Here is a 26,960-nt window from a genome sequence, read left to right as displayed (position 1 = left end):
CGCCAGTTATGCTGTGGCGGGAACTGGAGCGGTCTCCCGTTCGGAGCTGATCGGAATCCACGCGATCAATGCGGCGGCAGTGACGACCGCCGCGACCATGTAGACAAGGAAGCCGTGGTAAGATCCCGCAGCATCAAACAGACTTCCGGCGACAACCGGCCCGACGCTCGCACAGACCGATATGATCGCCATGAACAGCGCATAGATCGAGCCGAACACGTCACGACCGAAGCGGCGTGCCGCGATGAATGTGATGATGTCCAGCTCCGCCCCGGAAGCTAGTCCGAGCAACGCGACCGCGGCGATGGCCGCCGGCACCGAACCGGGCAACAGCATCAGCAGTAGCGCCGAAACCGCCGGGAGCAGGAAGGCGACGACGCCGATGAGCCGCGTCGGCAGGTGGTCGAGCAAATGGCCGGTCGCGAGTCGGCCGATTACCGAGAAGATACCGATCAGCCCGACGATGCCCGCGGCTGAGGTCAACGTCATTCCGCCACTCTTGAGCAAGGGCGCCAGATGGACCTGAAGTCCGAAATAGGCGCTGGCGAACAGCCCGCCCGCCAACACCAGCCCGATGAAGCTGCGTGATCTGAGCGCAGGACCGTAGGGCCTCCGCACCTGCTTCTGCCGGGGTAAGGCGCTGCGATCATTGGCCCCGTAGAAGAAGGCCAGTGTCAGGGGCAGCGCGACGATCATCCAGGTCAAAGCCATTGCCGGAAACGCCAGACGCCAGCCCAACCGCTCGATATAGATGGCAGCAAGTTGCGGCCAGACGAAACTGCCAAGCCCCAAACCCGCCAGTGTCACCGCCAGCGCCAGCCCGCGCGAAGCCTCAAAACGGCCGATAACTGCGGTAACCCAGGTCACCTGGCCGAGAGCGATCTGGAAGAGCGCAAACAGGACGCAAAGCGCTGACCATTGCCACAGCGGTCCGCTCGCCAGCCCCAGCATCGAAAAAGTGACGACGAAGGGCAAGATGCCGATCAGCGCCACCCGCCGCGGCCCTATCCGGTCGATCAGCCAGCCGACCGCCGGCCCGAGGAACAGGCCAAGCCCCATCATTATCACGAAAGTCGACGAGAACTGCGCGCGGGTCCAGCCAAAGGCGCCGGTCATTTCCTCCATGAATACGCCGCTTGAGAAGGCGAACATGGCGCCGCTCGAGACGCCCACCGTCGAGGCGAGCGGTAGCGGCCACATCAAGGCCCATTCCTGCCGCGCCGTTGTCGTTCCCATGGCATCCTCTTTCGGGTTTCCGGCGGGCCAGGCCGGGAATCTTGCTGGTGTCTATTTTCGAATTGCAATCGATTCATTGCGATATTTTCCGACACCCTTTACACGCCGAGACGGGTCTCTCAAGGCTCGCCAGCCATTCCATCTCAAAAAAAGTCGACGTCCATGCATCCACGCCTCCATGCCGAGACCTTCCCCGAAAAGGCTGCCGTGATCATGGCCGGGACAGGTGAGACAATCAGCTATGGCGAACTTGAGGAGCGTGCCAATCGCGGCGCTCATGCGCTCCGAGCACTGGGCCTGGGCAACGGCGACACGCTTGCATTGGCCAGCGACAATCGGCCCGAGGTGTTCGACATCTACTGGGCGGCTCAGCGTGCCGGATTGATTCTGGTGCCTCTCTCGGCCCGGCTCAAGTCCGACGAAATCGCCTATATCGTGAACGACAGCGAGGCAAAGGCACTGCTGGTGTCCGACGCGCTCGCGGATACCGCGCGCGATGTTGCGACGAAACGCGGCGGCATGCCGGGGCTGGCTCATGTCTTGACGATCGGCACCGTTGGCAATCTTCCGGAGTGGCGGGGTCTTTGCCTCGACCAGCCCGCGTCGCCGATTGACGATGAGCAGATCGGCGGAAGAATGTCCTATTCGTCGGGTACGACCGGCCGCCCCAAGGGGATTCGCTACGCCTCAACTGGCGGGTCGCCTGTCCAACCCAATCCCGGCGCGCAATTGTTCGGCCGCCTGTATGGGGTGGGCAAGCACACGATCTACTTGTCACCTGCCCCGCTCTATCACGCCGCACCGCTCGGCTTCACCGCCGGGATCCAGGCGCTGGGCGGCACGACCGTGATCATGCCCAAGTTCGATGCGGAAAGTTTCCTGGGTGCGATCGCACGGTGGAGGATCAACGCGGCGATGGTGGTACCGACCATGTTTATCCGCCTGCTCAGGCTGCCCGAGGAGGTCAGGGACCGCTACGATATCTCTTCGCTGAAGACGGTGATCCACGCGGCCGCCCCCTGTCCCATTCCGGTGAAGCAGGCGATGATCGACTGGCTCGGCCCGATCATCGACGAATTCTACGCCGGATCCGAGGGCAATGGCCATGTCACGATCAACAGCGAGGAATGGCTGCGCAAACCCGGTTCTGTCGGCCGCGCGGTGGTTGGCGAGATCCACATCTGCGACGACGACGGCACGGAGTTGCCGATAGGCGAGACCGGAACGATCTTTTTTAGCGGCGGGAAGCCGTTCCGCTACCACAACGATCCGGCAAAGACCGCTGCGGCGCAGAACCCATTGCGCCCGGACTGGACGACCATGGGCGATGTCGGCCACGTTGACGAGGAAGGCTACCTCTTCCTGTCGGATCGCAAGGACTTCATGATCATTTCGGGCGGCGTTAACGTCTACCCGCAGGAAGTCGAAAACCTGCTGGCGACTCATCCCGCGGTGGCGGATGCCGCGGTCTTCGGAGTGCCGCATCCCGATTTCGGCGAAGAAGTGAAAGCTGTGATCCAGCCAGCCTGCTGGGAGTCCGCTACCGAAGAATTCGCCAACGAACTGATCGATTGGTGCCGCGAGCGACTGGCGAACGTGAAGTGCCCTCGCAGCATCGATTTCGAGAAGGAGTTGCCCCGCGCCGAAACCGGTAAGCTCTACAAAAAGGAGCTGAAGGCTCGTTACTGGCCCGCAAATTAGAAGCGCTTACTCACGCGGGGCGCGCTTCAATTCGATGTCTTCCAGCAATTGCCAGATGCGCTGGTCTGTGGCCTTGGCATTGGAATCAGCCAATGTTTCAACCTGGGCATGCAGTTCCACGAGCAGCGCACGCAGGCGATGGTTCTCGGCATCAAGGACGCTGATCTTCAATCCGGGATCGGCGGACCGCGCAGCCTCGGCAAGCCGCATCGACCATTCGCCGCTCACAACGGTCGCCGCCTCACCCAGCAGCGCGCGGATCGCCGCGTTTTCCAGAACGCGCAGTTCGGCTGCATCATCGACCCAGTTGGCACAGATATTGAGTAGGCCGCCAGCCAGACGTGCCGATTGCGCAATGAAATCGCTTTGCAGTTCGGGAGCGACCCGTTCGCGCAGCATCTGGCCGATCCGCTGGAGCGAAGCTTCGAGCGTCAACTTCATGCGATTGCTCCCACTTCGCGCAGCAGCGCCAGCAAATGCTTTCGGTGGAAATGTCCGGCACGAATGCCAGATAGGGCGACGGTCATCTCGTAGCTGGCACCGGACGCAACACTCGCTTCTGCCGTCGTCCAGATCGCGCAGGCCTTGACCGCGCTGAACAGGCGCCACCAGCCGAGCGCCGAGCGATCGACTGGCGAGCCGCTGGCCTGCTCCCACCGGACCAACCCTTCCTCCAGCGGGAGATGCCGGGTGATCGGCCAGAAGGGATCGATGGCCCAAGCGATATCCTCCATGGGATCGCCGATGTGGCACATTTCCCAATCGAGAATCGCACTGATTTCCCCCTCCGGAGTGAACAGGAAATTACCCGAACGGTAATCGCCATGCACGATGGCAGGTTTCATGGGCTCTGGCGGCGGATTGCGCCGCAGCCAGCGCAGCGAACCTCGCACGATCGGCTCGATCACCCACTCGCCCTCGTCCAGGATCGTTTCCCAGCGATCGAGCTCAAGCGACCAGAAACCACCTCCTGCCTTTCCATTGCGCAGCGTTTCGAGACCGACCGCGCGATGGTCGATCGCCGCCAGCCTGCCCATGATCGCCCAGAACTGCCGACCGATCGCCTCGCCATGGCCCTCATAGGGGTCGGCGGTAATGAATGGGTTTCCTGGCTTGCCCGGGCAAAGATCCATGATGAAGAAGGGCCGGTCGAGCCATTGCGGATCGAGTTCCAGGAAATAGACCGCAGGTATGGGAATACCGTGGCCCGCCAGCGCCCTGTAAACCTTATATTCGAGGTCGCGTTCGGCCACCACCAAGCCCGCGGCCGCGTCGCGTCGGAGGATCAGCCGCCGTTCGATCGATTTGCCACGCTCATTCCAGCACGCTCGGAAGCGAAACGTTTCCTGGCTGCTGCCGCCATATATCCGGGTCAGTCCGTCGACCGATAGATCGCTCGCATCGGGCATGTGGCTGGCAATGTAATGCTTGAGGCGCCGCTCCATCGCTCTCAGACTCCCTTGCAATTGTCGCTTAAGAAATAGCGGCCGCAGAAACTCTGGTCCGTGCACGCATGGCCGATCGGCTTCGACGTTCGATGAATCGCAATATCATCCGCCTTGGTCAGCATGGACTGCGTATTCCCGTCAGCGGATTTCACAGGATTCAAAATGGGGGCGCCCGCCGTGGGCATCTACGAACAGCTGCCTGTGCGGCCATAATTCGGCGGTCGGGAACAGCTTCATCGCGCCGGTCTCGCGGTCCTTACGGATCGTAATCATGGCTTTACCGCCGCCAGCGCCGGTAATCAGGATGTGCTCCTGCCCGTTCGCCGCGCGCGCCTTGGCGTAGGCGGCGTCGGGACCGTTGCCTGATAGCACCGCGGCCTGGCAGAACCGCGCGCCGGTTTCCGCTGCAGCTTTTTTCCCTGCTTCGGGGTCGAGGTCGGAAGATTGCCGCTTCTACGCCGGCGGCCTGGACGCGGGCTAGGCCGAGGCCGGATGCCCTGCCCGTGACCACGGCCGAACTGGACCTACCGATTCGCATTGCAAGGCACCTGTTGCATTTCTTTCTACGTACCTTATTGCCGAGTACGCCGAGAGGAGCAAGCATTGCATCGACAGGTCACGACACCGTCGGCCGTTGCCGCTGCTGGCCGTCCCGAGGCCCTGCAGTACATCGCATCGGAGAGAACGCATGCATGACACCGACCTGCCGGCAGAAGCCATTGCCGACCCCCGCACCTTTACCGACAATCGGGCGCTGCACGGATTGCTCGCAAGGCTGCGGCGGACCGATCCACTGCCCTATATCCAGGCCGAGGATTACGCGCCGTTCTGGCTAGTGACCCGCCACGCAGATATCATGGCAATTGAACGGAACGCGAAGCGCTTCATCAATGAACCTCGCCAGGTACTATTGCCCCTGTCCTATGAGGCGATGGCACGGCAGGCAGCAGGCGGAAAGGATACCAAGGATTTCATGCGCAACCTCATCCTGATGGATGGGGAAGAGCACCTTGCCTATCGTGCGATAACCCAGAGCTACTTCACCCCCAAGGGCCTTGAAGCGACCCTTCGGGACATCGAAACGCTGGCCGGCGAATTCATCTCCCAGATGGCGAAGAGCGATGGCGAATGTGATTTCGCCCAGATCGCCATGCCGTTCCCGCTGCGTGTTATCATGTCAATGCTGGGCGTGCCGCAGGAAGACGAGCCGATGATGATGCGCCTGACCCAACAGACACTGTCGAGCCAGGATCCGGAATTCCAGGCGGAAGGTGGTGGCGCGCGAACGGCCATGATGGAAATGTACGCGTATTTCCAGAAAATCATCGCGGACCGGCGCAGCAAACCTAATGGCGATCTTTCCAGCGTGATCGCAAATGCACGTATCAACGGCGAACACCTCTCCGACCGCGACGTCTTCGGCTATTTCAACATCATTGCCACGGCCGGCCACGACACCACCAGTTACAGCCTGACGGGCGGCCTGCTCGCTCTGCTCGATCATTCGGAGGAAATGGCAAAACTGCGTGCCGATCCGTCGCTGCTGCCGCTTGCCGTGGAGGAAATTCTGCGGTGGACCACGCCGGTCAAGCACTTCTGCCGCACAGCTGTCGAAAATAGCGAAGTTGCAGGAAAAAAGGTGAAGGCGGGCGATCACCTGTTGCTCAGCTATCCTTCCGCGAGCTTCGACGAGACGGTCTATGAAGATCCCTTCACCTTCCGCATCGATCGCCAACCAAATCGCCACCTCGCCTTCGGAACCGGGCCCCATGTCTGCCTCGGCCAGTATCTGGCGCGGTTTGAACTTGTTTCCTTCTTCCGTGAACTGATCGCACGGGTCGAGCACATCGAACTGGCGGACACGCCGCGCATCGTTGAAGGAAGCTTTGTCGGCGGGGTGAAATATCTACCCGTGCGCTATCGTATGCGCTGATATCGGTGGAGCAGGCAATCGCCTCAGGATTGGGTTTGAAGCTCGATGAGTTGGCCCATCAAGAACGAGCCCGAAACGATCACATCCTGAAAAAGGAATCCCTGAGTCAGGCTGCAGACCGCCGCATCTGCATCTCCCGGGCGAAAGATGCGGAGGTGCAGCCGATCCTTGAGCCGGTGCTTCAGCGAGGCATTGATACGTTTTGAAACGTCGTCGACGTCTTGCGACGAGGGGTATCGTAGCGCGAAATGCGGTATTCCGAACGGCTTCGTGCAGGCCTCCTGACGATAATTTTCGAGCAGCGCGGCGAATTCGCTATCTTCCTCGTTCAACCGCCTCAATCGCTCTTCAACTGCCAGCTGATTCGACCTTATCTGAGAAATATAGAAGACGTTGTTGTTTGGATTTCTGTCGTCGGGATTAGGGTGAACAGCCAGAAAGGTATCGACTCCGTCGCCCTTGAAGCCGGTATCGGTAACTGCGCAGCCGAGCGCTTCGACCAATTCGATCGCAAGCTCCCGCTCGCCAGGGCGGTACAGCGCCTCGACATGGTTCAGCAGGTTGCCTGCATATTGCGCGATAGATTTCATGGCTTTCCTTCCCCGGCCGGCACAAAATTGGGGACGTCCGGCCTTTGCCCATTGGTCCCAGATCACCAGCTGGCTCTTGGCTATTCAAATGCCTCTAAGCACAATGTTGTGCAGCGTTTGGCGGGTTCGTTTTCAGAGGCAGGAGAAACTTCATGCCCGGCTTTACCTGCCGCGACGTACCTCCGCGTTCACAAAGCCAAGGAAACGTTCGCCCAGGATTTCGATAGCCAGCGGATCCGTGGCGACGCCCGCGCCGCGCGCGGCATGATTACCCTGATCGAGAATTTCATAAAGCAGCAGCCAGGCCGCAACCCACCCACGACGGTCTCTCGGATCATCGGGATCAAGCGCGAATGCAGGAATGTACTGACCGAGGCGGACGATCAGATCAGTGATGAAGCTGTGGCCCGTCTGGGTAAAGCCGAGCTCTTCGGCGTTCGCTTGCATGAATACGCGCAGGATCGGGCCACTGGCGCGATTGGCTTCGAAAAGCTCGGCGATCCAGGCCAGAACGACCTGACGCTCGCGGAAATCACGCTGGCCGATGGCAAGGAGGCGGGGCATGGCAGCTTCGGAACTCTGGCGGAACAGCTCGGCCGCAAGCGCTGCCTTGCTGCTGAAATGGCGGTAGAACGTCATCCGGCTGACCCCGGCCGCGGTGGCGATCTCGTCCACGGAAATCGCGAAATAGCCGTTCGCGCAAAAGGCCTCGGTCGCAGCCGCCAGCAATTGCTGGCGGCTGTCCTGCTTGCGCCGGCGCTGGAATTCCCCCAACGCCGGGCGCGATACTGCTGGCACGGCTGACACGTGCCTACTCCGCGGCCTCTGCCAATGAATGGGCGTGCGCCGTTTCCGGGCCGATGAATTCACCCGGATAACGCCCGGTGAACTCGCCGTTGTCGAAAGTCGGAACGCCGGCGACCAGCGTTAGCCGCATCGGCGCCGGGTCGCGGGTGTAGCGATAGGTGCGTCCACCGGTGCCGTCCCACACGTCCCAGATTTTCTTTTCCGGCCGCATCTCTATCTCATCAAGGTTGAACACGGTGATGTCAGCCACTTTGCCCACTTCGATCAGTCCGCGGTCGTGCAGGCCGAAGAAATCGGCCAGCCGCCACGTCAGCATGTGCACGCCCTGTTCGAGCGAGATCACCTTGCGGTCGCGCACATAGTCGGTGAGCAGGAAGACGTTGTAGCCCGCGCCGCAGAACAGCTTGCCATGCGCGCCGGCGTCGCTGACGTTGGCCAGCGAGTGGCTATCGACCAGCAGCTTCTCGAGTACCGGCTCGCTCTTCTCCCAGCTCTTCTTGAGGATGGTCGATTCCTGGCCGTTGTTGAGCACCCATTCCGCCATGGCGTCCGAGGCGTGCTCGATACCGGTCTGCGCCATGTAGTCCGCTAGCGTGACGCCGGTGGGCCCATAGCCGGATTCGCTCTCGCGCAGCAGATTGGCGCTGGGGACATGCAGGTACGAATGAGCGAACTGGTTATCCCATGAGGCACGCGCCCGCGCCCGCCATTCCGGATCGGCAAGCATGGCCGCCTTGGCGTCCCAGCCCGGCGTGTTGACCAGTTCCTGCCACACCGGATTGCCGTTCTGCCCGAAGACGAGGGTGCGACCGAAATTGATCACCGAGGTCGGCGATATCACGTTGAAGGAGGTGTAGATTTCCAGGCCCTCGGCCTTGAACTCCTCGTGCAGTTCCTCGGCCCGGGGCAGCTGGTCGGCCATGTATTCGAGCGCCGGCATGCCGGCCCATTGCATCCGGATACCGGCCGCCTTCGCCAGCCGGCCGAAGCGTTCGAGCGATGCATTGGCGGTCTTGCGCATGAAGTAGTCTAGGATGATCTGGAAGGTCGCACCGGGATAACGGGCCAGCACACCCAATAGCGCCTCGAACTCCGCATCGTCGGCCTGCTGCGAGGGCAGCGGACGTTCGAACTTGTCGTAGTCGAGATAGTTCGACGACAGCCCCATCGCGCCGGCGGCCAGCGCATCGTCGAGCAGTTCGCACATTAGGTCGATTTCCGCAGGTGTCGCCGCGCGGTTCCAGGCCTCCTGGCCCATCACGCAGAGGCGCAGCGGAATGTGGCCGCAGAAGGCGCCAAAATGCAGCGGCAGCTTCACCTTGGCCTGCATCGAAGCCTTGTACTCGCTCCATTTCTTCCAGTCCCACGGGACGATCTGGCGCATCGGCTCTTCGGGGATGTCCTCGAAGTAATTGAAGATATCGATGACGTTCTGCCGGTCTTCGTCGGTCTGCGGCGCGGGCGCGAGCGAGAAGCCGCAATTGCCGTTGATCGAGGTCGTAGCGCCATAGCCCGGAAGCGGCTCGAGATTGGGATTCCACCAGACGCCGCCATCCCAATGGTTATGCGTCTCGATGAAGCCCGGGGCGACATAGCAGTCAGCGGCATCGATGATGCGCTCTCCCGGGCCAGCCTGAAGGCCGGTTCCGATCTCCGTGATTCGTCCGTCGGCCACGCGGACATCCGCCGCATAAGCCGGCGCACCAGACCCATCGACGATTGTTCCACCTTTGATCAGCAAACGAATTTCCATGGCATGCCTCCATTCCCGACTTGGCCGTCCAGACAGCCAGAGACTGGACGCGCTGCTTAGTGTGACATCGCGTAACATAAATAGAATGATTCTGAAACGATGCATTTCACTCAACCTGACGGCGGCATCGGGCACGAAGCACGCCTTGCGGCCGGCCAGTGCCCGAAGCGCGCATATGGCAACGCGGCCGCCAGCTCGGCCAAGCAGGACCAAGTATAACGATATCGCGGCCGTGGCTGACTCCGGCGACTTGTAGCAAGCATGATCGGCACCTGCCGCAAAACCGGCGTTCACCCGCTGGCTATCCTTTGCGCTCCACCCGGCAAAAAGTACATCGACCAGCGGGGCTGGTGTTCACGATATCCTCGTTCTGCTCGTCTCCGCGTCTCAGCCAGATGCGTGCCTATTCCTCGCGCATCGCGAGTTTGTGCGTCGGATCAGCCCTGCCGCCGGGTGCGTTCGCGAATGCGCTGCGGGGCGTTGGGCTGGCCGGAATGGGCGGTGATACCACCATCGGCCGCCAGGATCACACCGGTCAGGTAGGAGGCGTCGTCCGACGCCAGGAACGCGGCCACCGCTGCCATCTCCTCGGGTGTGCCCGAGCGGCCCAGCGGTATGCGATCGAACCAGAAGGCCCGGTCGAGCGGATCGGCGACGGCCGCCCTCGCCATCTCGGTCTCGATCAGGCCTGGACAGAGCGCATTGACCCGAATCCCGTCTCGCCCGCAATCCAGTGCCAGCGAGCGCGTGTAGTTCACCACGGCGCCTTTGGACGCGTTATAAGCCCCCATCGCGTAATCGCCCAACAGGCCTGAGATCGAGGCGATGTTGACGATGGCGCCGCCGCCGGCCTCACGTATGGCCGGGATCGCCGCCTTGCAGAACAGGAAGATCGCCCGGGTGTTGATGGCGAAGACCCGGTCCCAGACCTCCTCCGCCATCTCGGGCGTTTCCACCAGCGCACCGATGCCGGCGTTGTTGACCAGGATATCGAGCCGCCCCCAGCGATCGAGCGTCGCCGCGACGACGGCCTGAACATCAGCGGCCACGGTCGCATCGGTCTTGAGGAAGGCGACGTGTTCGCCTGTCTCGGCCGGGGCGTTGACATCGGCGATCATCACTTTCGCGCCCTCGGACGCGAGCCGCGCGACGATCGCCGCGCCAATCCCGCGCGCGCCGCCAGTGACGATCGCGACTTTGCCGTCAAACCTTGCCATCATCCACCTTCCTCACGTTTCATCGCTGGCTCGGGTAATCGCGGTATTTAGTCAATGCCTCTGGTGCATTTCCTTTTTCCGCGCGATGCGAGTGGCTATGCCTGTGGCCTGTAGGCGTGCCGCGATTCGGCGCGGACCGGGAAGGAACGGAACTTGAGCGGATCTATCGAAAGCGCGGTACTGGCGGCCGAAAAGCGGCGCTGCGACGCGATGCTGGCGAACGACAATGCCGCGCTCGAGGCCCTGCTCGATCCGCGCCTGCACTTCAGCCACGCCACCGGCGCGATCGACGACAAGGCCGCCCTGCTCGCCAAGATGGCCGCCGGCCGTATCCACTATGTCGCCATCACCTGGTCGGAGGAGAAGGTGACGCCGCTCGGGCCCGATGCCGCCCTGCTCACCGGACGGATGACCACCGACGTGCGTGTCGAAGGCGTCGACAAGCGGCTCAACAACCGGGTCATCACCGTCTGGAGCAAGGCGGGCGACGACTGGCGCCTCGTCGCCGTCCAGTCGACGCCGCTGGCGGGTTGAACGATGCATCCCGCGATCTCGATCAACACGCTGTGCCTGCCGTTCGCTCCGCTGGGCGCCCTGGCGGATCGAGTGGCGCGTATCGGCGCGCGCGGGATCAGCCCCGATCTCGAGCAGATCCTAGCCTTCGGCGTGCGCGAGAGCGCGCAGACGATGGGTGACGCCGGCCTCGAAGTGGCGACGCTGACCCATCGCGCTTTTGCCTATGCCACACCGTCCGAAGCCGAGGCGGGCCGCGAGCGGCTCAGCCGGACGATCGACATCGCGGGCGAGATCGGCGCGCGGACGATCACCATGACCACCGGCGGACGCGGCGCGCTGAGCTGGCCGCAAGCCGCCGAGCGCTTCGCCGAAGCGATGGCGCCTTACGCCGAGGCCGCGCGCGCGGTGGGAATCCGGCTCGGAATCGAACCCACCTCGCATCTCTATGCCGACGCCTCGCTCGCGCACCGGCTTGCCGATCCCACGACGCTGGCGCGCAGGGCGGGGATCGACGTGACGATCGACCTCTTCGCCTGCTGGGTCGATACCGACATCGACACCGCGATGGCCGATGCCGCGCCGCTCACCGCGCTCGTCCAGGTGAGCGACTACGTCTACGGCGACCGCGGCCTGCCTTGCCGGGCGGTGCCGGGCGACGGCGCGGTACCGCTGGACCGGCTGATCCCGGCGATCATCCGCGCGGGCTTTACCGGGTGGTTCGATCTGGAGATCATCGGACCGCGGCTGCAGGCGGAAGGCGAGGATACAGGCCTGCGCCGCGCCGCCGACTTCATCGGCAAATTGCTGGAGACCGCCTAATGACCGAAGTTCGAGTCGCCTTCGACGCCGGCAACCATCTCGGCGAAACGCCGATCTGGTCGGCGAGCGAACAGTCGCTGTGGTGGGTCAATTGCGAACATCCGCCCGAACTGCATCGCTGGCATCCAGAAAGCGGCGCACACGCAATGTGGCCGATGCCACAACGCATCGGCGGCTTCGTGCCCAAGGCGAAAGGCGGCCTGCTCGTGGCACTCGCCGACGGGCTCTACGATTTCGATCCGGAGAGCGGCGAGTTGTCCTTCCGCGTGCCCTCACCCTTCCCCGCGCACGTGAAACTCCACGAATGCCATTGCGACCGGCAGGGACGGTTCTGGATCGGCGGCTTCGACACCCGCTATCCCACCGACCGGACATCGGCGGATTCGGGCTATTGCCGGCTAGACGGCGACCGGCTGACCCTCGTGATCACCGGCGTCCATGTCGCCAACGGTCTTGCCTTCAGCCCCGACGGCTCGACGATGTACGCGGTCACCTCGCCGACGCGCCAGGTCGAAGCCTTCGACCTCGATCCCGCCACCGGCGAGCTCTCGAACCGCCGCTCTTTCGTGAAGCTGGGCGATGGCGAAGGCTTCGCCGACGGGGCGACCGTGGACAGCGAGGGCGGCTACTGGCTGGCCAATGTCGCCGCCGGCGCGCTGCGCCGCTATCTGCCCGACGGGACGCTCGACCGGATCGTCGCCCTGCCGTTCTCCAATCCGACCAAGCCCGCGTTCGGCGGCCCCGAGTTCAAGACGCTCTATGTCACGAGCACGCAGATGGCGATGCCCCCCGTCACGGCCTCAACCGTGTCGAACGGACCCCTTTTCGCCTTCGAGCCTGGCGAGACCGGTGTCGCTGAAGTGCCGTTCACCGGTTGAAAAGCGATGGTTCTTGGCTCTTTTGCAGGCACTTATGGAACTAAATAAACTTCGCCTGTTGCAATTCCTTGACGCTCGCGTAGGAGAGGCAATTCGGATTAATGCATAAGCTGTGGATCATTCTACGATGAGCAAATCGATCGCGCAGGAACGGGGGGCGCGGCATGTATCTCGCGCCTGACGGAGACGAAGTCGAAATCGCGGATGCGGCAGGCACTTTCCTCGCCGACGCGATGCCGATCGACCGCCTTCATTCGCCCGGTTCCGCCGACACGACTGCCACAGTGCGCCGGCTCTTCGGTGACATGGGCTGGTTCGCTCTTGCCGTACCCGAGTGTGAGGGCGGCAGCGGGCTATCGGCGGTCGAGCATGCCTTGTTCTTTCGCGAAGTGGGCCGGCAATGCGGTCCAGTCGACGTTCTCGCGCAGTGCCTTGCCGCGAATGCGGCTATTGATGGCGGGCTGCGCGGTGAGATCATCGCCGGTAGACGCGGAGTCGCGCTGCTGGTCGCCGATGGCGAAGCGCACAGACTGATCGGCTCGGCCGATAGCGATCTTGGGCTGTCGGTCGAACTCGGATGCGCACGTCTCTTTTCCCTAGCAGCAGTGCCAGCGGCGCCGCGTCCTTCGCTCGATCCAGCGAACTCGCTGCGCATCGTGGAGACGCTGCCCGCGCCGCTGGAGAGCATCGACAGCGAGCGCACCTGGCAACTCGGTCAACTCGGCGCGGCCGCCATGCTGGTCGGTATCGCCGAGGCGGCGCTCGATCTCATCGTCGACTATGCCAAGATCCGCGAGACCTTCGGCCGCAAGATCGGCTCGTGGCAGGCCGTGCGCCACCCCTGCGCCGACATGGCAGTGCGCCTCGAGGCGGCGCGCTCGCAGCTTTGGTATGCCGCTGCGGCGGTCAAGGAAAGGCGCGTTGACGCCGCCGTCCATCTCGACGTCGCCAAGCACATGGCCAATGTCGCCGCGCTCGCCAATACCGACGCGAATATCCAGCTCCACGGCGGCATTGGCGTGACCGACGAGCACAATGCGCATCTACTGATGAAGCATGCGCTGCTGCTTTCGCGCCTGTTCGGCGCGAAGCGCATGTTGCTCGGCCGGCTGCTCGACGCGCGAGTGGAGGACTGAAATGGATCTCCAATATTCCGATGCCGACCGGGACTTCCGCGCCAGGGCCCGCGAATGGCTCAAAACCAATGTCCCGCAGCATAGCCGGCCGGCCGAAGGCTTTGCGGCGGCGCAATTCGACCGCGACTGGCAGCGCAAGCTTTACGATCATGGCTGGGCTGGCGTCGCCTGGCCCAAGGAGTACGGCGGCCTCGGCCTGTCCGGACTGCGGCAGGTCATCTGGTACGAGGAACTGGCGCGCGCCCGCGCGCCGCACCACATCAACACCACTTATGTCGCAATGATGCACGCGGGCCCCACCGTAATCGCGCGCGGCACCGACGCACAGAAGAGCTTCCACCTGCACCGCATCCTGTCGGGTGAGGTGCTGTGGTGCCAGGGGTTTTCCGAACCCAACGCCGGGTCGGACCTCGCCGCACTCAAGACGCGCGGCGTGATCGACGGCGACCACATCGTCGTCACGGGCGCCAAGATGTGGACCACCGACGCGCAATATGCCGACTTCCAGGAACTGCTGATCCGCACCGATCCCGGCTCCGAACGACACAAGGGGTTGACCTGGATCATCTGCGACATGAAGACGCCGGGCATCGACATCAAACCGGTTCGCACGATGTTGCAGGACGAGCACGTCTCCATGGTGTTCTACGACGACGTGCGCATACCCATCGCGAATGTCGTCGGCGAGATCGGCCAGGGCTGGTCAACCGCACTGGCGACGCTGAGCTTCGAGCGCGGCCTGGGCTTCATCGGCGACCAGCTCGAGCTCTACGAGCGCGTGAACCGCGCAATCGAGTTGGCCGAGAAGACCAGACTGGAAGACGGCCGCCGGGCGATCGAGGACGACGGCGTGGCCCAACGCCTCGCCGCGATCAAGGCGGACTGCATCGCCATCCGCTCGATGACGCTGGGCGACATCACCGAGACCGACCGCACCGGCGTCCCCGGTCCCAAGGGATCGATGATGAAGCTGATGGTCACGGCGACGCACAAGGCGCTGAGCGAAGTCGTCAGCGATATCCTGGGCTGGAGCTTCCTCGAATTCGATGGTGACCGCAGCGCCCATCCCTGGACCTACGACTATCTGTGGAGCTGGGTCTTCTCGATTTCCGGCGGCACCAACGAGATCCAGCGCGAGATCACCGCGGACCGGGTGCTCGGGCTGCCGAGGGCGCGCTGATGACAGGCGCCCCGCTCAGGATCGGCTTTGCAGGCGCCAATGCGGAGCGTGGCTGGGCGCGCGATGCGCATATCCCGGCACTCAAGGCGTTGCCGGGTCTGGTGATCCATGCAGTATCGGCGCGGACGCGAGAGATCGCCGATCAGGCAGCAAGCGCCTTCGGCGCTGCCCGCGCCTATGACAATTCGCTCGACCTCGCGCGCGATCCAGAAATCGATGTTGTCGCGGTTACGGTTAAGGTGCCCGAGCACCGGGCCATCGTCCTAGCCGCACTGCAAGCCGGCAAGCATGTCTACTGCGAATGGCCGCTGGCACGTGACACGGCCGAGGCCGAGGAGCTCGCCGAGGCAGCGCACAAGGCCGGCGTCCATGTCGCGATCGGGTTGCAGGGTGCAAATTCGCTCGCGGTGCGCCATGCCTCCCGGCTGGTGCACGAAGGGGCGATCGGGCGGCCGCTCAATCTCCGAGTCGTGTCGGCGACCGCCGGTTGGGGCGCGATAGCGCCGCCGCACTACGCCTATCTCCAGGACCGGCGCAACGGCGCGACCCTGGCCACGATCGCCGGCGGCCACACGCTCGCCATGGCTGCCGCAGTGATCGGGCCCTTCGTCGAGGTCGGTGCCTGCAATTCGATCCTGCGCGACCGCGTCGAGATCGCCGGGACCGGCGAACTGGTCGAGCGGACCTGCGCCGATCACCTGCTGATCCATGGCCGGCATGCGGGCGGCTGCGTCTCCAGCATCGAGATCGTCAGCGGCGACGGCATGCCGCTGCGCTTCGAGCTCCAAGGCACAGAGGGTAAGCTGGAGATCACCGGACGCCATCCCGGCGGCTATCAGTGTGCCGCGCTCACGGTTACGGGCCCGCCGGGGAGCGAGCCGCAACCGTCGTCGGACCTGCAGGGACTCGAGGGCGCAGCGATCAACGTCGCTGAGCTCTATCGCCGATTCGAACAGGATATCCGCTCGGGCAATAGAACGGTCGCCGACTTCGACATGGCGGTAAAGCTACACCGCCTGCTCGACGCGATCGAGGTAGCATCGGGCGAAGGACATAACGTCAGGCCCTATGACATCGAAACAGAACGCTGAGAGACCTCAGAACACGCCGATGGAGTCGGCAATGAAGACTGATCCCGGCGGCCTCGAGACGCGCTGGCGCCAGGAACAAAAGCAGAGCCAGCTCGCGGCCGGGCATTAGCAGCGCAGCCCGTTCGTCGACGCCGCCGGAGCCGTTCGGATCGGCTGGCAGCTTTACAATACTCCGCGCCTGTTGCAATATCGCCGTGCGGTCGCGGTCCACCCGCTCGCAATCAAAAGGACGCCGATCTGTGCCACGCCCCCACGATATCCCCGTGATCGACACGCTGATCGGCTTTCGCGACACGCACCAGATGGGCGTCGCCAGCACCAAGGGCGACTGGCAGCGCCACCCGGCCGAATATATGTTCAAGGACATTCCCGAAGAAATCGGGGAAGCCGACGACCGCCTCGCCTCGATCGCGGAAACGCTTGCCCAGATGGACGCGCACAACATCCGCGTCGGCGTGATCCACATGTCGGACGACCGCGCGCTCGAGGCAATGCGCCGCCATCCGGACCGCTTCGCCGCGATCCGTCCGGTCGATCCCAACAAGGGCATGGACGCGGTCCGGCTGATCCAGCGCGAGTACGACGAGGGGCTAATCAAGGGCGTATCCTTCTTCCCCTCGGGCCAGCAACCGCCGGTGCCAATCAACGACAGACGCGCCTATCCGATCTACGCCAAGTGCATCGAACTCGACTTGCCGATTTTCGTCAACGTCGGCGTGCCCGGCCCGCGTATCCCGATGATGCCGCAATATGTCGGCCATCTCGACGAGGTCTGTTACGACCTGCCCGAGCTCAAGCTGGTCATGCGCCACGGCGCCGAGCCCTGGGAGGACCTGGCGGTAAAGCTGCTGCTGAAATGGCCTAACCTCTATTATTCGACCTCCGCCTTCGCGCCGAAATACTGGCCCGAGGCGATCATCAGGTTCGCCAACTCGCGCGGGTCCGACAAGGTGATCTATGGCGGCTATTTTCCCATGGGCCTCGAGTTGACGCGGATCTTCGCCGAAATGGACGAAGTGCCGTTTAAGGCCGAGGTCTGGCCGAAGTTCCTCTACGACAATGCCGCCAAAGTGCTGGGGCTGCCGCCGCGCGAATAGCGGCGGTCATCCGCGCGGGCGCGCGCGCCATTTCGAAATCGCGCATGGCGCGCCAGATTTCCCCATCGACGCTGTGGCGGAGGCTTGAGACTGCCGTTCCAGCAAGCCGTAGAGTCCAATCCAGAACCGGAAGACGACGGCGACTCATCCAGGCTGGCAGGATCGGGCAGACGACTTGGGCGCGGGCGTGAGGCGCCCCCGCCGGCAAATCCATCCTTGAGATCATACCGTCCCTACCCCGGTCACCGGCGACCCCACCGCGCTCGGCAGACGCAGCGGCGGCGCGGTGAACAGGAAGCGCGAGCGGCCGTTGGCGCGCAGCCAGTCGGCGAGGTCGCTCAGCAGGAACAGCTCGCCGAGCGGGATACCCAGCTTGAACAGGCAGTGGTTGTGCAGCGGCACGCGCGAGCCATGCGGCGTCTCGCGCTTGAAGTCGGGCATGAACTCCACCGCCTCGTTGTCCGATACCAGCGCCGCCGCGCCGCACTCGTCGATCCATCGCAGGACACCCTCGTCGAAACCGTCGAGGCCCGAACAGCGGTGCGGATCGAACGGCGCGGCCGGGTCGGCATATTGCGTCAACAGAGCCCGGTCGAAGCCGGTGCGGAAGCACAGCACGTCACCCGGCTCGACTACCACCCGATCCGCGTCGAGGATGCGCATGAGCCGGTCGTAGCCGACCGCCACCGCCTCCAGCCCGACATGGGCGAAGAGATCGATCATCACCCCGCGCGCCTGCAGCCCGGTCTCGGCCAACCTCTCGATCCCCAGTGCATGCGCGCCATAGGGGCCGTCTTTGGGCTCGCGGTCATGGAGGTAATCGAACGGACCATGGATGTGCTCGTTCGCCCGGTAGCCGTTGTAATAGGTCGCTTCCGCCTCGCCGTTCCCCTGTGCATCGAACAGGAACCCCATGTGGCAGAGCGCGTCCCACTGCGTCGAATACTGCAGGCTCAGCAGCGCGCGGTCATCACAGACGACGTCCTTCTGGCCGGGAAAGGTCCGGTCGTAGGGATAGTTCATCGCCGGATCTTGCCCACGCATCGCAAACGACATCTGCGGTGGGAAACGGCGCGGGTTGAGCTGTACGCGCGGGCAGTCGAGCGGCAGCGACAGGCAGAAGGCCAGCCCCTCGGTCACTTCGGCCGCGGCCGCGCGGCGGCGCTCGGGAGTGATCAGATTCAGGCGCCCGATCTGGTCGTCGACGCCGAAATCGCCCCAGTTGGAGCCCTCGGGCCGGATCGACCAGCGTTTGTCGGATTGCCTTTCGCTTTCACTCGCCATCGTCGGTCTTTCGTTCATTTGATGCGCCGGCGGCCAACCTCGTTCTCGGCGACCCGCGCCATGCCTTGCGGATTACTGATCGAATCGATGAAGACCTGCTCGTTGATGCAAGTCAGATTGTCGTAGGCCTCATAGTCGAAAAAAGGCATGCTCGGCGCTTCGGACGCGGGCCGGCTCGCCGCCCCGTATCGACATGCGCCTGATCGTAGGCAAGCAGGCCTGTGCCTCTGCATGTTCCTTCTTCCAATGGCCGCGAGCGTAATCCCGACCTCGGAATAAATGCAACGCGTTATTTGCGTTTCACATGATCAGAGATTACGTTCACGTTTCTTTCGCGACATTTTCACCGGAAGCAACCTTCGTGCAGAGACCCTTCCGCCTCGCGATTCCGCAAGCCCGGCTCGAATGGATCTCGCGCCGTGTGGCAGACGCGGTGATCGGCTATGCGCCCGATGATGACGCCGACTGGAAATATGGGACCGATGCGCGCTACCTCGCCGAGCTGCGCGACTACTGGCGCGACCGCTACGATTGGGCGGCCGCTCAGGAGGCGTTCAACGCCTACCCGCAATATGTCGCCGAGATCGAAGGCGTCGCGGTCCATTTCTATCATTTGCCGGCGACCAATGGGCAAAAGGGTTACCCGATCATCCTCAGCCATGGTTGGCCGGGCTCGGTGCTCGAATTTCTCGAGGCATTGCCGCTGCTGGCGGCGCGCGGCTACGACGTCGTCGTGCCGTCGCTGCCCGGCTACGGATTTTCCGGACGGCCCCGGCGGCCAATCGGCGCAGGCGACATCGCGCGGATGTGGCGCACGCTCATGGTCGAGGTGCTTGGCTATGCGCGCTTCGGCGCACAGGGCGGCGACTGGGGTGCCTCGGTAACCACCGCGCTTGCCCGCGACCACAAAGACGTCGTCGCAGCCTTTCACCTCAATTACCTCGCCTATCGACCGAGTGGCGCGATGTCTCCCGAGGAAGCGGAGTGGTTCAAGACCGCCAAGAAGCGGATGAATGACGTCGGCGCCTATTCGAAGCAGATGACCTCGCGGCCGCAAACCATCGGCCTCGCGCTGGCCGATTCACCGATCGGCTTTGCCTCATGGGTCCTCGAGAAATACCGCGCCTGGTCGGACAACGATGGCAATATCGAAACCGCTTTCAGCAAGGACCAGCTGATCACCAATATCATGACCTTCCTGGTCAGCGACAACGTCCAGGCGGCGATGTGGCTCTACAATTCAATGGTGACCGCGCGGCCGACCGACGGGGGACCGATCGCGGTGCCCATGGGCTTCGCCCGCTTTCCGCGCGAGACTGCTCCGCCGCCACGCGAAGCGGCCGGGAAGCGCTTCAACATCGTCCACTGGCAGGATATGCCAAAGGGCGGGCACTTCGCGGCTTGGGAAGAGCCCGAGTTGTTTGCCTCGGAAGTCGCTGGCTTCTTCGATCGCTGGCGCTGACGCGCGCATATCGCCCTAATGCTCGATCAGGCCTGACAATAAAGCAATTCACAATCTGCAATGCATTCATTACAAAAGAGCCCTAGGCATGCGCCGGAAGGCCGAATCCAAGGCCAAGGCAGATGACAGGATGGTTTTGAACATGGCAAAGGATCAACAAGACACGCCCCGGTTCCAGATTTTCCGCGCCAAGGATGCGCCGGGATTGATGGAAGCAGAATGCATGTCGGTGGAGCCCTTCACGCCCATCCAGCGCGCTGGAATGGATAGGGCGCTCGCCGCCGGCTATCTCGAAGGCGACGAGATCCAGGTACTCTGTCAGCTCCCGGGCTTCAGCCTGACCCACGTCTGGTTCAAGGAAGGCTACGTCCTGCCCCTGCACAGCCACGATTGCGACTGCCTCTATTACATCATCGCCGGCAGCATCCGGCTCGGCACCGAGGAGCTTGGCCCGCGCGACAGCTTCTTCATTCCTTCCGGCGTGCCCTACACTTACAAGCCCGGCCCCGACGGCGTCGAACTGCTCGAAATCCGCCAAGCCGCCAGCTTCAACTTCGTCAATTTGGCAAAGAACGAAGGTTTCTGGGACAAGGTCGTGGAGCAGACCGCCCAGCACCGCGAGGCGTGGAAGTCGGCAAAGCGCCCCTTACTCAACGCCTGAATTTCTCCCGAGAACCGAAAGATTCCGTCTCATGACCGAAGCTCCCGTCTGCAACGAAGACCTCGTCCGCTACGACGAGCCCGCACCGGGCGTTGCCCGCGTCGTCCTCGCCCGCGCGGACAAGCACAACGCCATCAATCCCGCGCTGATCTTCGCGATCAACGAGGCGTTCGACCGCGCCTTGCGCGACGATAGTGTGAAAGTGATCATCCTCGCCGCCGACGGACGCAACTTCTCCGCCGGCCACGACATCGCCGACACGGTCGAGCAGTACCAGCAGGCAATGCAGGACTCGAGCCCTGGCGTCTCGACCTGGAGCGGCTTCATGGAGCCCGGCGCGCATGGCTGGTACGCCTCTGAAAAGGAAGGCTACCTCGAGAGCGCGCGGCGCATTCGCAATATCTCGAAGCCGACGATCTGCGCGGTGCAAGGCAAATGCATCGCTGGCGCGCTGATCTATGCCTGGGTCTGCGACATCATCATCGCCGCGGACAATGCCCTGTTCTCCGATCCGGTCGTGAACTTCGGCGTCTCGGGCGTCGAGTGGCTCGCGCATCCCTGGGAACTCGGCGCGCGCAAGGCCAAGGAATTCCTGTTCACCGCCGATGCCTGGAACGCCGAGGAAGCGCACCGGCTGGGCATGGTCAACCATGTCGTGCCGCTGGCCGAGCTCAAGAGCTTCACTCTCGCCATGGCGCAGAAGATCGCCGCCAAGCCCGCGTTCGCGCTCAAGCTGGCCAAGGAGGCGGTCAACAAGACGCTCGATATCCAGGGGCAGATGAACGCCATCGACCTGGCCTTCTCGCTCCACCACCTCTGCCACCAGCAGAATTTCCGCCTGTTCGGCTATGGCATGGACACTACGAACCTGCCGGCAATGGCCAGCGCGCCGAAGAAGGCGGAATAGCCATGGGTGATCACATCGCCGGCAAGTCCGTCATCATCACCGGCGCGGGCAGCGGCTTCGGCAAGCTGACGGCCGAGAAGCTGGGCGCCGAAGGCGCCCGGCTCACTTGCCTCGATATCGACGGCAACGCCGCCGAAACGACCGCAGCGGCGATCCGTGCCGGCGGCGGCGAGGCGCAGGCGTTCGTCGCCGACGTCACCAGCATCGACGACATGCGCCGCGCCGCCGCCACCACGATCACCGCCTACGGCGCGATCGACGTCATGGTGAACAATGCCGGGACAATGCCGCTCGCCTTCATCGCCGATCATGCCGCTGCCCTGCCCGCCTGGAGCCGCTGCATCGACATCAATTTCAAGGGTGTCATGCATGGCAGCATCGCCGTCTACGACCAGATGATGGCGCAGGGGCGCGGCCATATCGTCAATCTCTCGTCGATCTACGGCAATCGTCCCTCCGCCGGTGCCGCGGTCTATGGCGCGACCAAGGCGGCGGTCGACTATTTCTCGCACGCCCTGCGCCAGGAGGCGCGTGGGCGGATCAAGGTGACAGTGATCAAGCCGACCGGCGTGATGGCGACGGCCCTGATGGGCACCGTCGTCAACCAGGCGGCAGGCGTCGGCATCATGGGCCATAACGTCGCCAGCTTCTATGAGGACTACGGCAAGCTGAAGGGCGACGCACCGGGCGCGCTGGCCGATCCCGAAAACATCGGCTACGCCTTCCTCACCCCCGAGCACATCGCCGACGCCATCGTTCACACGGTCAATCAGCCGTGGGGCATATCGATCAGCGACATCACGGTGCGCGCCTCGGGCGAGCACTACATCGCGTGATTTCAGGGGATAGAACGCCATGCAGCTGACCGGCGGATGCTACTGCGGCGCGGTGCGCTATGTCGCCGAGGGCGAACCAACGCTGCGCGCGCAATGCCATTGCCGCGAATGCCAGTACATCACCGGCGGCGGGCCCAACTACTTCATGATGATGCCGCAGGACGGATTCCGCTATGTCGCCGGCACCCCGGCGAGCTTCGCCCGCAGCGACATCGCGAACCCCGTCACGCGCGAGTTCTGCGGCACTTGCGGCACGCATCTCGTCACCCGGCTGAAGGCCTTCCCCTCGGTCGTGCTCAAGGTCGGCGGGCTCGACGATCCCGCTAGTTACGGTCAACCGCAGGCCGCGATCTTCCTGGTCGATCGCCAGCCCTTCCACCTCGTACCCGAGGGCGTGGCCGAGTTCGCGACGACGCCATGACCGTCCGCACGCCGCGCGAGCTGATCGAGATCTATTGGGAGCAGATCTACAATGCCGGCGAGGTCGAGCTCGTCCGTGAGGTTTGCGCCGATCCGATCATCCGCCACGATCCGGGCTTCGTCACCACGCTCAGCCACGACGAGCAGATCGTCCGCATCCACCGCAGCCTGGCGATGAAGCCGCTGTTCACCCACCGGGTGCTCCATGCCGACGACACATTCGTCACCTCGGTTTGGAACATGGTGAGCCGCGACGGGCGCGACATCACTTTGTGCGGGATCGAAGTGTTCGAGGCGCAAGACGGTCGCTTCACCCGCTGCTGGAACTCGAGCTATGCCAAAGGTTTCTGGGGCGAGGACGGCGACATGTTCGATCTCGCCGCGCTGGAGCCGCCGCTGCTGATCGAGGCGCCGGCTGGGATCACTGCCGACTGGCTGCAGCGCGCGTTCGCCGCGGGCGGTGCGGTCGCGGTGCAACGTCTGGCAATGGAACCCGAGATCACCCCGATCGGGCACGGCACCACCAGCGCCACTGTGCGGGTGCGCGCGGCCTACAATGACGGCCACATCATCGCGCCGCGCAGCGCGATCTGCAAGATCGGCAAGTGGCCGGGCGGCGCCAGCGCGATCAGCCCGTTCGAACGCGAGTGCCAGGCTTATGCGCTGTTCGGCGACGCGCCCGCCTTTCGCGTGCCGCGGCTCTACTATGGCGCCAGCGACAATAGCGGCCTGAGCAACCTGCTAATCGAGGACTTGTCCGGCACGGCGCGCGCAGGCGACCAGATCGCCGGCTGCTCGGTTACCGAAGCCGGCGCCGTCGTTCGCGAACTGGCGCGCTTCCACCGCGGCTATTGCCAGCGGCCGGACTTGTTCGAACTCGCCTGGCTGAGCCGCCCCAGGCCGCTGCTCCCAGCCTATGCCAAGGGCGCGGCCGAGCTGCGCGACTGGCTGGGCGACCGCATCCCCGCTGCATCCTTCGCCGTAATCGATCGCTTCGGTGCGCTCACCGAACGCTGGCTCGAACACGTACCCGCCTATCGCACACTGATTCACGGCGACCCGCGGGTCGACAACGTCCTGTTCGAGGACAAGGGCGAAAGCCTGCGCGCCTGCCTGATCGACTGGCAGAGCCTCGGCAGCGGCGATCCGCAGCACGACGTCGCCTATTTTCTCTCCGGCAGCCTGTCGGTCGAAGAGCGACGCGCCTGCGAGCGCGATCTAATTGCCGAACATGCGCGCCTGATGGCCGCGGCCGATCCGCATTACACGGTCGAGAGAGCGCTCGAGAGCTATCGGCGCCACATCGTCTCGGGCCTGTGGCTTACGGTGATCGCCGCCGCTTTTGTCGAGCGAAACGCACACAACGCACAGCTCCTCGAGGTGCTTGTCACCCGCAATACCGCAGCGGTGCAAGATTGGGACGGGCTGGCAGCAATTACCTAGAGTTCGTGCGTATAGACCTCGTTGGCGACGATCTCGCGCCCGCGGAGCAGGACGAGTTCGAAGCCACGCAACTTCTTCCCGCCCATGTCGAGGAACCAGCGCGCGCAGAAACCGCCTTCGACCGGCCAGATCTCGTCGGGCGTGTAGATCCAGTCGGGCACCGCCGGGAACAGCTTCTCGATATAGGCCACCAGCATCGTGCGCCCGCTCAGGCCCATGGTGTTGGCGCCGTCCTTGTAGCTGCAATCCTCGGCGTACATCGCCGCGATGCGGGCAATGTCCTTCGCGGTCCAAGACCGCAGCCATTCGATGTTGAAGGCGTTCAGATCTTCGAGCGTCATGTCGTTCATTAGCGCACTTCGCAGAACTCATATTCGATCCGCGTACCGTCGGGGCCCGTCACGAGCCGGCCCTTCCCGATCGCTTGTATCGCATTCAGCCACGCATAGCGCTCGTCACCGGTTTCGAATACGGGCGCGACGTGCGCAAAGAGGCCGTCGGCCCGATTCGCCAGATCGAGCCTGCCGCCGTACTGAACAAAGATCAGCGCATCGTCGTCGGTGCGCAGCGTCATGCGCACGTCGATGATCCCGACCACGCCGTTCAGCACCATCCAATCCGCCGCGGCAGCGCCTGCGAGGCTCGCGCGCATGCGGTCGCCCTCAACTCGGACAGAGCGGATATCGCTGATGCTTCGAACGCCTGCCGGCCCGGCTCCGACGGCAAGCGGAGGCGCAACATCAATGATAGCGGTGCAGAGCGGAATCAGTTCGATCACTGTATTCCCCTTACTTCGCCGCGAAGCGTATACCGGCGTCGAGCCGGATAGCCTGCGCGTTCATATAGGTGTTTCGGCAGAGCTCGAGCGCGAGGCTGGCATATTCCGCCGGATCGCCGAAACGGTTCGGATAGGCGGTCATCGCGCTCAGCCGGTCCTTCATCTCCTGCCCCGCCTGGTTCATCAGTGGCGTGCTGAAGATGCCCGGCAGGATAGTGTTGATGCGGATGCCGAAGCGCGCGAGGTCGCGCGCGATCGGCAGCGTCATGCCGGCGATCGCCGCCTTGCCGGCGGCATAGGCCGCCTGCCCCATCTGCCCGTCCTGCGCCGCGACAGAGGCGGTGCAGACGATCGCGCCACGCTCGCCGCCGACCGGATCGAGCGTCGCGGCTCCCGCCGCAAAGCGCGTGATCGTGGCGAATGTGCCCACGGCGTTGAGGTTGACCACCCGGGCGAACTCCGCCGTTGGGAACACCATTAGCGCTCCAGTCTCGCGGTCCTTGCGGATCGTGGTCCTGGCATTGCCGCCGCCAGCGCAGGAGACGAGGATACGTTCCTGCCCGTTCGCCGCGCGCGCTTTGGCGAAGGCAGCGTCGAGGCTGTCGTCGGACAGCACGTCGGCTTGGCAGAAGACGGCTCCGGTTGCCTCGGCCGCGCGAGCGCCGGATTCGGCATTGAGGTCGAAGATCGCCACCTTCACTCCCGCTTCGCACAGCGCGTTCACCGTGGCGAGGCCGAGGCCCGATGCACCGCCGGTGACGACGGCGGCGATGGTGGAATCGATTCGCATGAGGCAGTCCCTTCCCTTCTTCCCGGGCGTCCGCCTTCATCGCGTGACACCAGGCATTGGCAAATCCGCGCACGATTTCGCAGAAGCGATCTGTGCCGGCGTGGGCACCCGGACGCCTGCTAAGCGGGATTTTCTGCGCCAAATCTTATTGCAACAGATACATTTCATTGGCAAATCGATTTGGAATGATTGACGCTGGCCGAGCGGCTTGGATCTGGTGGATGACCGCGCTGTCCGGCCCCACCTGCCTGATCATCGACACCTCCCAGCTTCGGGCATATATATTGCGAAACTTGCCGTGGGCGCCGGCACGCCGGGTACTGGGCGCGCGGTCCCGCTCTGGTTTCTTTTGGACTGTTCGCGGTGCGGGGCCCACACAGAAACGTTCGGGGATTCAGTCAGACAGGCTGGCCCAGCTTCTTGCAGACTCTGCCCAGATCAGTGATTGAGCAGGGACCAGTCGGTCAATGTTTGGCCGAAAGGGTGACTCATTGGCGAACACCTTCATGGGGGCAGCATCCTATGCAGAAATCCGTCGCTCTGAGAGCAACCGGTCAGTCGCTGACGAGAATTTGGCCACATAGGCACGATGGTCGGCATTGTCGCTGAACTTCGCCGGATCGCGCGGCCGCATCACCAGTATCCGCGTGACGTATTTGCCGGACCCTGCGACCACCTTCACATTGCGGCGATATCCGGTCTAATCATAAGTGTTAGCGTTGCCGGAGAGGAAATACTCTTCCTCGACATAGCCGGCGGCTTGGATTGCTGCTGCTGGCGCACCGAGAAACGGCCTCGACTGCGCGGTCACCGGAATCGGGCCCAATACCTGCGGCAGCGCTCGATCAGCAGCGGCGACCGGAGCACCAGCGGATTCGCTGGCCGCTGCCGCGGGTTGGACGGATAGAATGAGACCTGCCGCGGCGCGGGCGATCGTCTTACGGAAGATCATGCTTCCTCTCCCAATATCGATGCGC

At 63.6% G+C, this 26,960-nt stretch carries 29 protein-coding genes; 15 read left to right on the top strand and 14 right to left on the bottom strand.

What is annotated here, in order from left to right:
- Positions 1-6 precede the first annotated feature (6 nt).
- Positions 7-1,236, bottom strand: a complete 1,230-nt coding sequence (locus KRR38_RS00385) for an MFS transporter (protein ID WP_217397524.1) — start codon at positions 1,234-1,236, stop codon at positions 7-9.
- 162 nt (positions 1,237-1,398) lie between these two features.
- On the opposite strand from KRR38_RS00385, the gene KRR38_RS00380 reads away from it, so the two are divergent.
- Positions 1,399-2,937 (top strand): acyl-CoA synthetase, encoded by a 1,539-nt coding sequence (locus KRR38_RS00380; RefSeq protein ID WP_217397522.1) that lies wholly within the window; start codon positions 1,399-1,401, stop codon positions 2,935-2,937.
- Between the two features lie 6 nt (positions 2,938-2,943).
- On the opposite strand, the gene KRR38_RS00375 is transcribed toward KRR38_RS00380, so the two are convergent.
- The 3 genes from KRR38_RS00375 to KRR38_RS00365 all read right to left on the bottom strand — a co-directional run bounded on the left by KRR38_RS00375 (position 2,944) and on the right by KRR38_RS00365 (position 4,757).
- Positions 2,944-3,378 (bottom strand): hypothetical protein, encoded by a 435-nt coding sequence (locus tag KRR38_RS00375; protein WP_217397520.1) that lies wholly within the window; start codon positions 3,376-3,378, stop codon positions 2,944-2,946.
- The gene (locus tag KRR38_RS00370; RefSeq protein WP_217397518.1) at positions 3,375-4,382 is read right to left on the bottom strand and encodes a phosphotransferase family protein; all 1,008 of its coding nucleotides are present in this window, start codon (positions 4,380-4,382) and stop codon (positions 3,375-3,377) included. The genes KRR38_RS00375 and KRR38_RS00370 overlap by 4 nt, the downstream gene beginning before the upstream one ends.
- A 141-nt stretch (positions 4,383-4,523) precedes the next feature.
- A complete protein-coding gene (locus KRR38_RS00365) occupies positions 4,524-4,757 on the bottom strand; it encodes a hypothetical protein (RefSeq protein ID WP_217397516.1) in 234 nt (77 codons plus the stop codon).
- A 316-nt stretch (positions 4,758-5,073) separates the two neighbouring features.
- Here KRR38_RS00365 and KRR38_RS00360 point away from each other — a divergent pair, with 316 nt between their 5' ends.
- On the top strand, positions 5,074-6,318 hold the full coding sequence (locus KRR38_RS00360; protein WP_217397514.1) for a cytochrome P450: 1,245 nt from the start codon (positions 5,074-5,076) through the stop codon (positions 6,316-6,318).
- Between the two features lie 23 nt (positions 6,319-6,341).
- Here the strand turns inward: KRR38_RS00360 and KRR38_RS00355 are convergent, their stop codons facing one another.
- The 4 genes from KRR38_RS00355 to KRR38_RS00340 all read right to left on the bottom strand — a co-directional run bounded on the left by KRR38_RS00355 (position 6,342) and on the right by KRR38_RS00340 (position 10,685).
- Positions 6,342-6,908: a hypothetical protein gene (locus KRR38_RS00355; RefSeq protein ID WP_217397512.1), complete on the bottom strand. Its 567-nt coding sequence runs from the start codon at positions 6,906-6,908 to the stop codon at positions 6,342-6,344.
- Positions 6,909-7,070: 162 nt separating this feature from the next.
- The gene (locus KRR38_RS00350; protein WP_217397510.1) at positions 7,071-7,682 is read right to left on the bottom strand and encodes a TetR/AcrR family transcriptional regulator; all 612 of its coding nucleotides are present in this window, start codon (positions 7,680-7,682) and stop codon (positions 7,071-7,073) included.
- 37 nt (positions 7,683-7,719) lie between these two features.
- Entirely contained in the window at positions 7,720-9,468 is a 1,749-nt protein-coding gene (locus KRR38_RS00345) for an amidohydrolase family protein (protein WP_217397508.1), read from the bottom strand.
- Between the two features lie 437 nt (positions 9,469-9,905).
- Positions 9,906-10,685, bottom strand: a complete 780-nt coding sequence (locus KRR38_RS00340) for an SDR family NAD(P)-dependent oxidoreductase (protein ID WP_217397506.1) — start codon at positions 10,683-10,685, stop codon at positions 9,906-9,908.
- Between the two features lie 153 nt (positions 10,686-10,838).
- Here KRR38_RS00340 and KRR38_RS00335 point away from each other — a divergent pair, with 153 nt between their 5' ends.
- The 7 genes from KRR38_RS00335 to KRR38_RS00305 all read left to right on the top strand — a co-directional run bounded on the left by KRR38_RS00335 (position 10,839) and on the right by KRR38_RS00305 (position 17,402).
- A complete protein-coding gene (locus KRR38_RS00335) occupies positions 10,839-11,219 on the top strand; it encodes a nuclear transport factor 2 family protein (RefSeq protein WP_217397504.1) in 381 nt (126 codons plus the stop codon).
- Between the two features lie 3 nt (positions 11,220-11,222).
- Positions 11,223-12,020 (top strand): sugar phosphate isomerase/epimerase, encoded by a 798-nt coding sequence (locus KRR38_RS00330; RefSeq protein ID WP_217397502.1) that lies wholly within the window; start codon positions 11,223-11,225, stop codon positions 12,018-12,020.
- The gene (locus tag KRR38_RS00325) at positions 12,020-12,898 is read left to right on the top strand and encodes an SMP-30/gluconolactonase/LRE family protein (protein ID WP_217397500.1); all 879 of its coding nucleotides are present in this window, start codon (positions 12,020-12,022) and stop codon (positions 12,896-12,898) included. Before KRR38_RS00330 ends, KRR38_RS00325 begins: the two co-directional genes overlap by 1 nt.
- Positions 12,899-13,062: 164 nt before the next feature.
- Positions 13,063-14,034: an acyl-CoA dehydrogenase family protein gene (locus tag KRR38_RS00320; RefSeq protein ID WP_217397498.1), complete on the top strand. Its 972-nt coding sequence runs from the start codon at positions 13,063-13,065 to the stop codon at positions 14,032-14,034.
- 1 nt (position 14,035) lies between these two features.
- Entirely contained in the window at positions 14,036-15,214 is a 1,179-nt protein-coding gene (locus tag KRR38_RS00315) for an acyl-CoA dehydrogenase family protein (protein WP_217397495.1), read from the top strand.
- The gene (locus KRR38_RS00310) at positions 15,214-16,305 is read left to right on the top strand and encodes a Gfo/Idh/MocA family protein (protein WP_217397493.1); all 1,092 of its coding nucleotides are present in this window, start codon (positions 15,214-15,216) and stop codon (positions 16,303-16,305) included. The genes KRR38_RS00315 and KRR38_RS00310 overlap by 1 nt, the downstream gene beginning before the upstream one ends.
- A gap of 239 nt (positions 16,306-16,544) precedes the next feature.
- Positions 16,545-17,402, top strand: coding sequence for an amidohydrolase family protein (locus KRR38_RS00305; protein ID WP_309140939.1), 858 nt, complete (start codon positions 16,545-16,547; stop codon positions 17,400-17,402).
- A gap of 222 nt (positions 17,403-17,624) precedes the next feature.
- Here the strand turns inward: KRR38_RS00305 and KRR38_RS00300 are convergent, their stop codons facing one another.
- Both KRR38_RS00300 and KRR38_RS36925 read right to left on the bottom strand, forming a co-directional pair.
- Positions 17,625-18,704: a cyclase family protein gene (locus tag KRR38_RS00300; protein WP_217397491.1), complete on the bottom strand. Its 1,080-nt coding sequence runs from the start codon at positions 18,702-18,704 to the stop codon at positions 17,625-17,627.
- Positions 18,701-18,835 carry a hypothetical protein gene (locus KRR38_RS36925; protein ID WP_256449381.1) on the bottom strand — a complete coding sequence of 45 codons (135 nt, stop codon included), beginning with the start codon at positions 18,833-18,835 and terminating at the stop codon, positions 18,701-18,703. The genes KRR38_RS00300 and KRR38_RS36925 overlap by 4 nt, the downstream gene beginning before the upstream one ends.
- Before the next feature lie 212 nt (positions 18,836-19,047).
- On the opposite strand from KRR38_RS36925, the gene KRR38_RS00295 reads away from it, so the two are divergent.
- From KRR38_RS00295 to KRR38_RS00270, 6 genes are all read left to right on the top strand, one after another.
- Positions 19,048-20,148 carry an alpha/beta fold hydrolase gene (locus KRR38_RS00295; protein ID WP_309140938.1) on the top strand — a complete coding sequence of 367 codons (1,101 nt, stop codon included), beginning with the start codon at positions 19,048-19,050 and terminating at the stop codon, positions 20,146-20,148.
- A gap of 142 nt (positions 20,149-20,290) precedes the next feature.
- Positions 20,291-20,809, top strand: a complete 519-nt coding sequence (locus KRR38_RS00290) for a cupin domain-containing protein (protein WP_254514576.1) — start codon at positions 20,291-20,293, stop codon at positions 20,807-20,809.
- A gap of 31 nt (positions 20,810-20,840) precedes the next feature.
- Complete coding sequence (locus tag KRR38_RS00285) at positions 20,841-21,716, top strand: enoyl-CoA hydratase (protein WP_217397487.1); 876 nt, start codon at positions 20,841-20,843, stop codon at positions 21,714-21,716.
- 2 nt (positions 21,717-21,718) lie between these two features.
- Entirely contained in the window at positions 21,719-22,552 is an 834-nt protein-coding gene (locus KRR38_RS00280) for an SDR family oxidoreductase (protein ID WP_217397485.1), read from the top strand.
- A gap of 19 nt (positions 22,553-22,571) precedes the next feature.
- Positions 22,572-22,973 carry a GFA family protein gene (locus KRR38_RS00275; RefSeq protein ID WP_217397483.1) on the top strand — a complete coding sequence of 134 codons (402 nt, stop codon included), beginning with the start codon at positions 22,572-22,574 and terminating at the stop codon, positions 22,971-22,973.
- Positions 22,970-24,415, top strand: coding sequence for an aminoglycoside phosphotransferase family protein (locus KRR38_RS00270; protein WP_217397481.1), 1,446 nt, complete (start codon positions 22,970-22,972; stop codon positions 24,413-24,415). Before KRR38_RS00275 ends, KRR38_RS00270 begins: the two co-directional genes overlap by 4 nt.
- Here KRR38_RS00270 and KRR38_RS00265 read toward each other — a convergent pair.
- The 4 genes from KRR38_RS00265 to KRR38_RS00250 form a co-directional block, all read right to left on the bottom strand.
- Positions 24,412-24,765, bottom strand: a complete 354-nt coding sequence (locus KRR38_RS00265) for a nuclear transport factor 2 family protein (RefSeq protein WP_217397479.1) — start codon at positions 24,763-24,765, stop codon at positions 24,412-24,414. The two genes, KRR38_RS00270 and KRR38_RS00265, sit on opposite strands and share 4 nt — an antisense overlap.
- Complete coding sequence (locus KRR38_RS00260) at positions 24,765-25,193, bottom strand: DUF3237 domain-containing protein (RefSeq protein ID WP_217397477.1); 429 nt, start codon at positions 25,191-25,193, stop codon at positions 24,765-24,767. Before KRR38_RS00260 ends, KRR38_RS00265 begins: the two co-directional genes overlap by 1 nt.
- Before the next feature lie 10 nt (positions 25,194-25,203).
- Complete coding sequence (locus KRR38_RS00255) at positions 25,204-25,983, bottom strand: SDR family NAD(P)-dependent oxidoreductase (RefSeq protein WP_217397475.1); 780 nt, start codon at positions 25,981-25,983, stop codon at positions 25,204-25,206.
- A 700-nt stretch (positions 25,984-26,683) separates the two neighbouring features.
- On the bottom strand, positions 26,684-26,935 hold the full coding sequence (locus tag KRR38_RS00250; RefSeq protein ID WP_217397471.1) for an alpha/beta hydrolase domain-containing protein: 252 nt from the start codon (positions 26,933-26,935) through the stop codon (positions 26,684-26,686).
- Positions 26,936-26,960 lie beyond the last annotated feature (25 nt).

It is taken from the genome of Novosphingobium sp. G106 (assembly GCF_019075875.1).
Classification (GTDB): domain Bacteria; phylum Pseudomonadota; class Alphaproteobacteria; order Sphingomonadales; family Sphingomonadaceae; genus Novosphingobium.
This window is presented reverse-complemented; position numbering and strand designations above follow the sequence as displayed.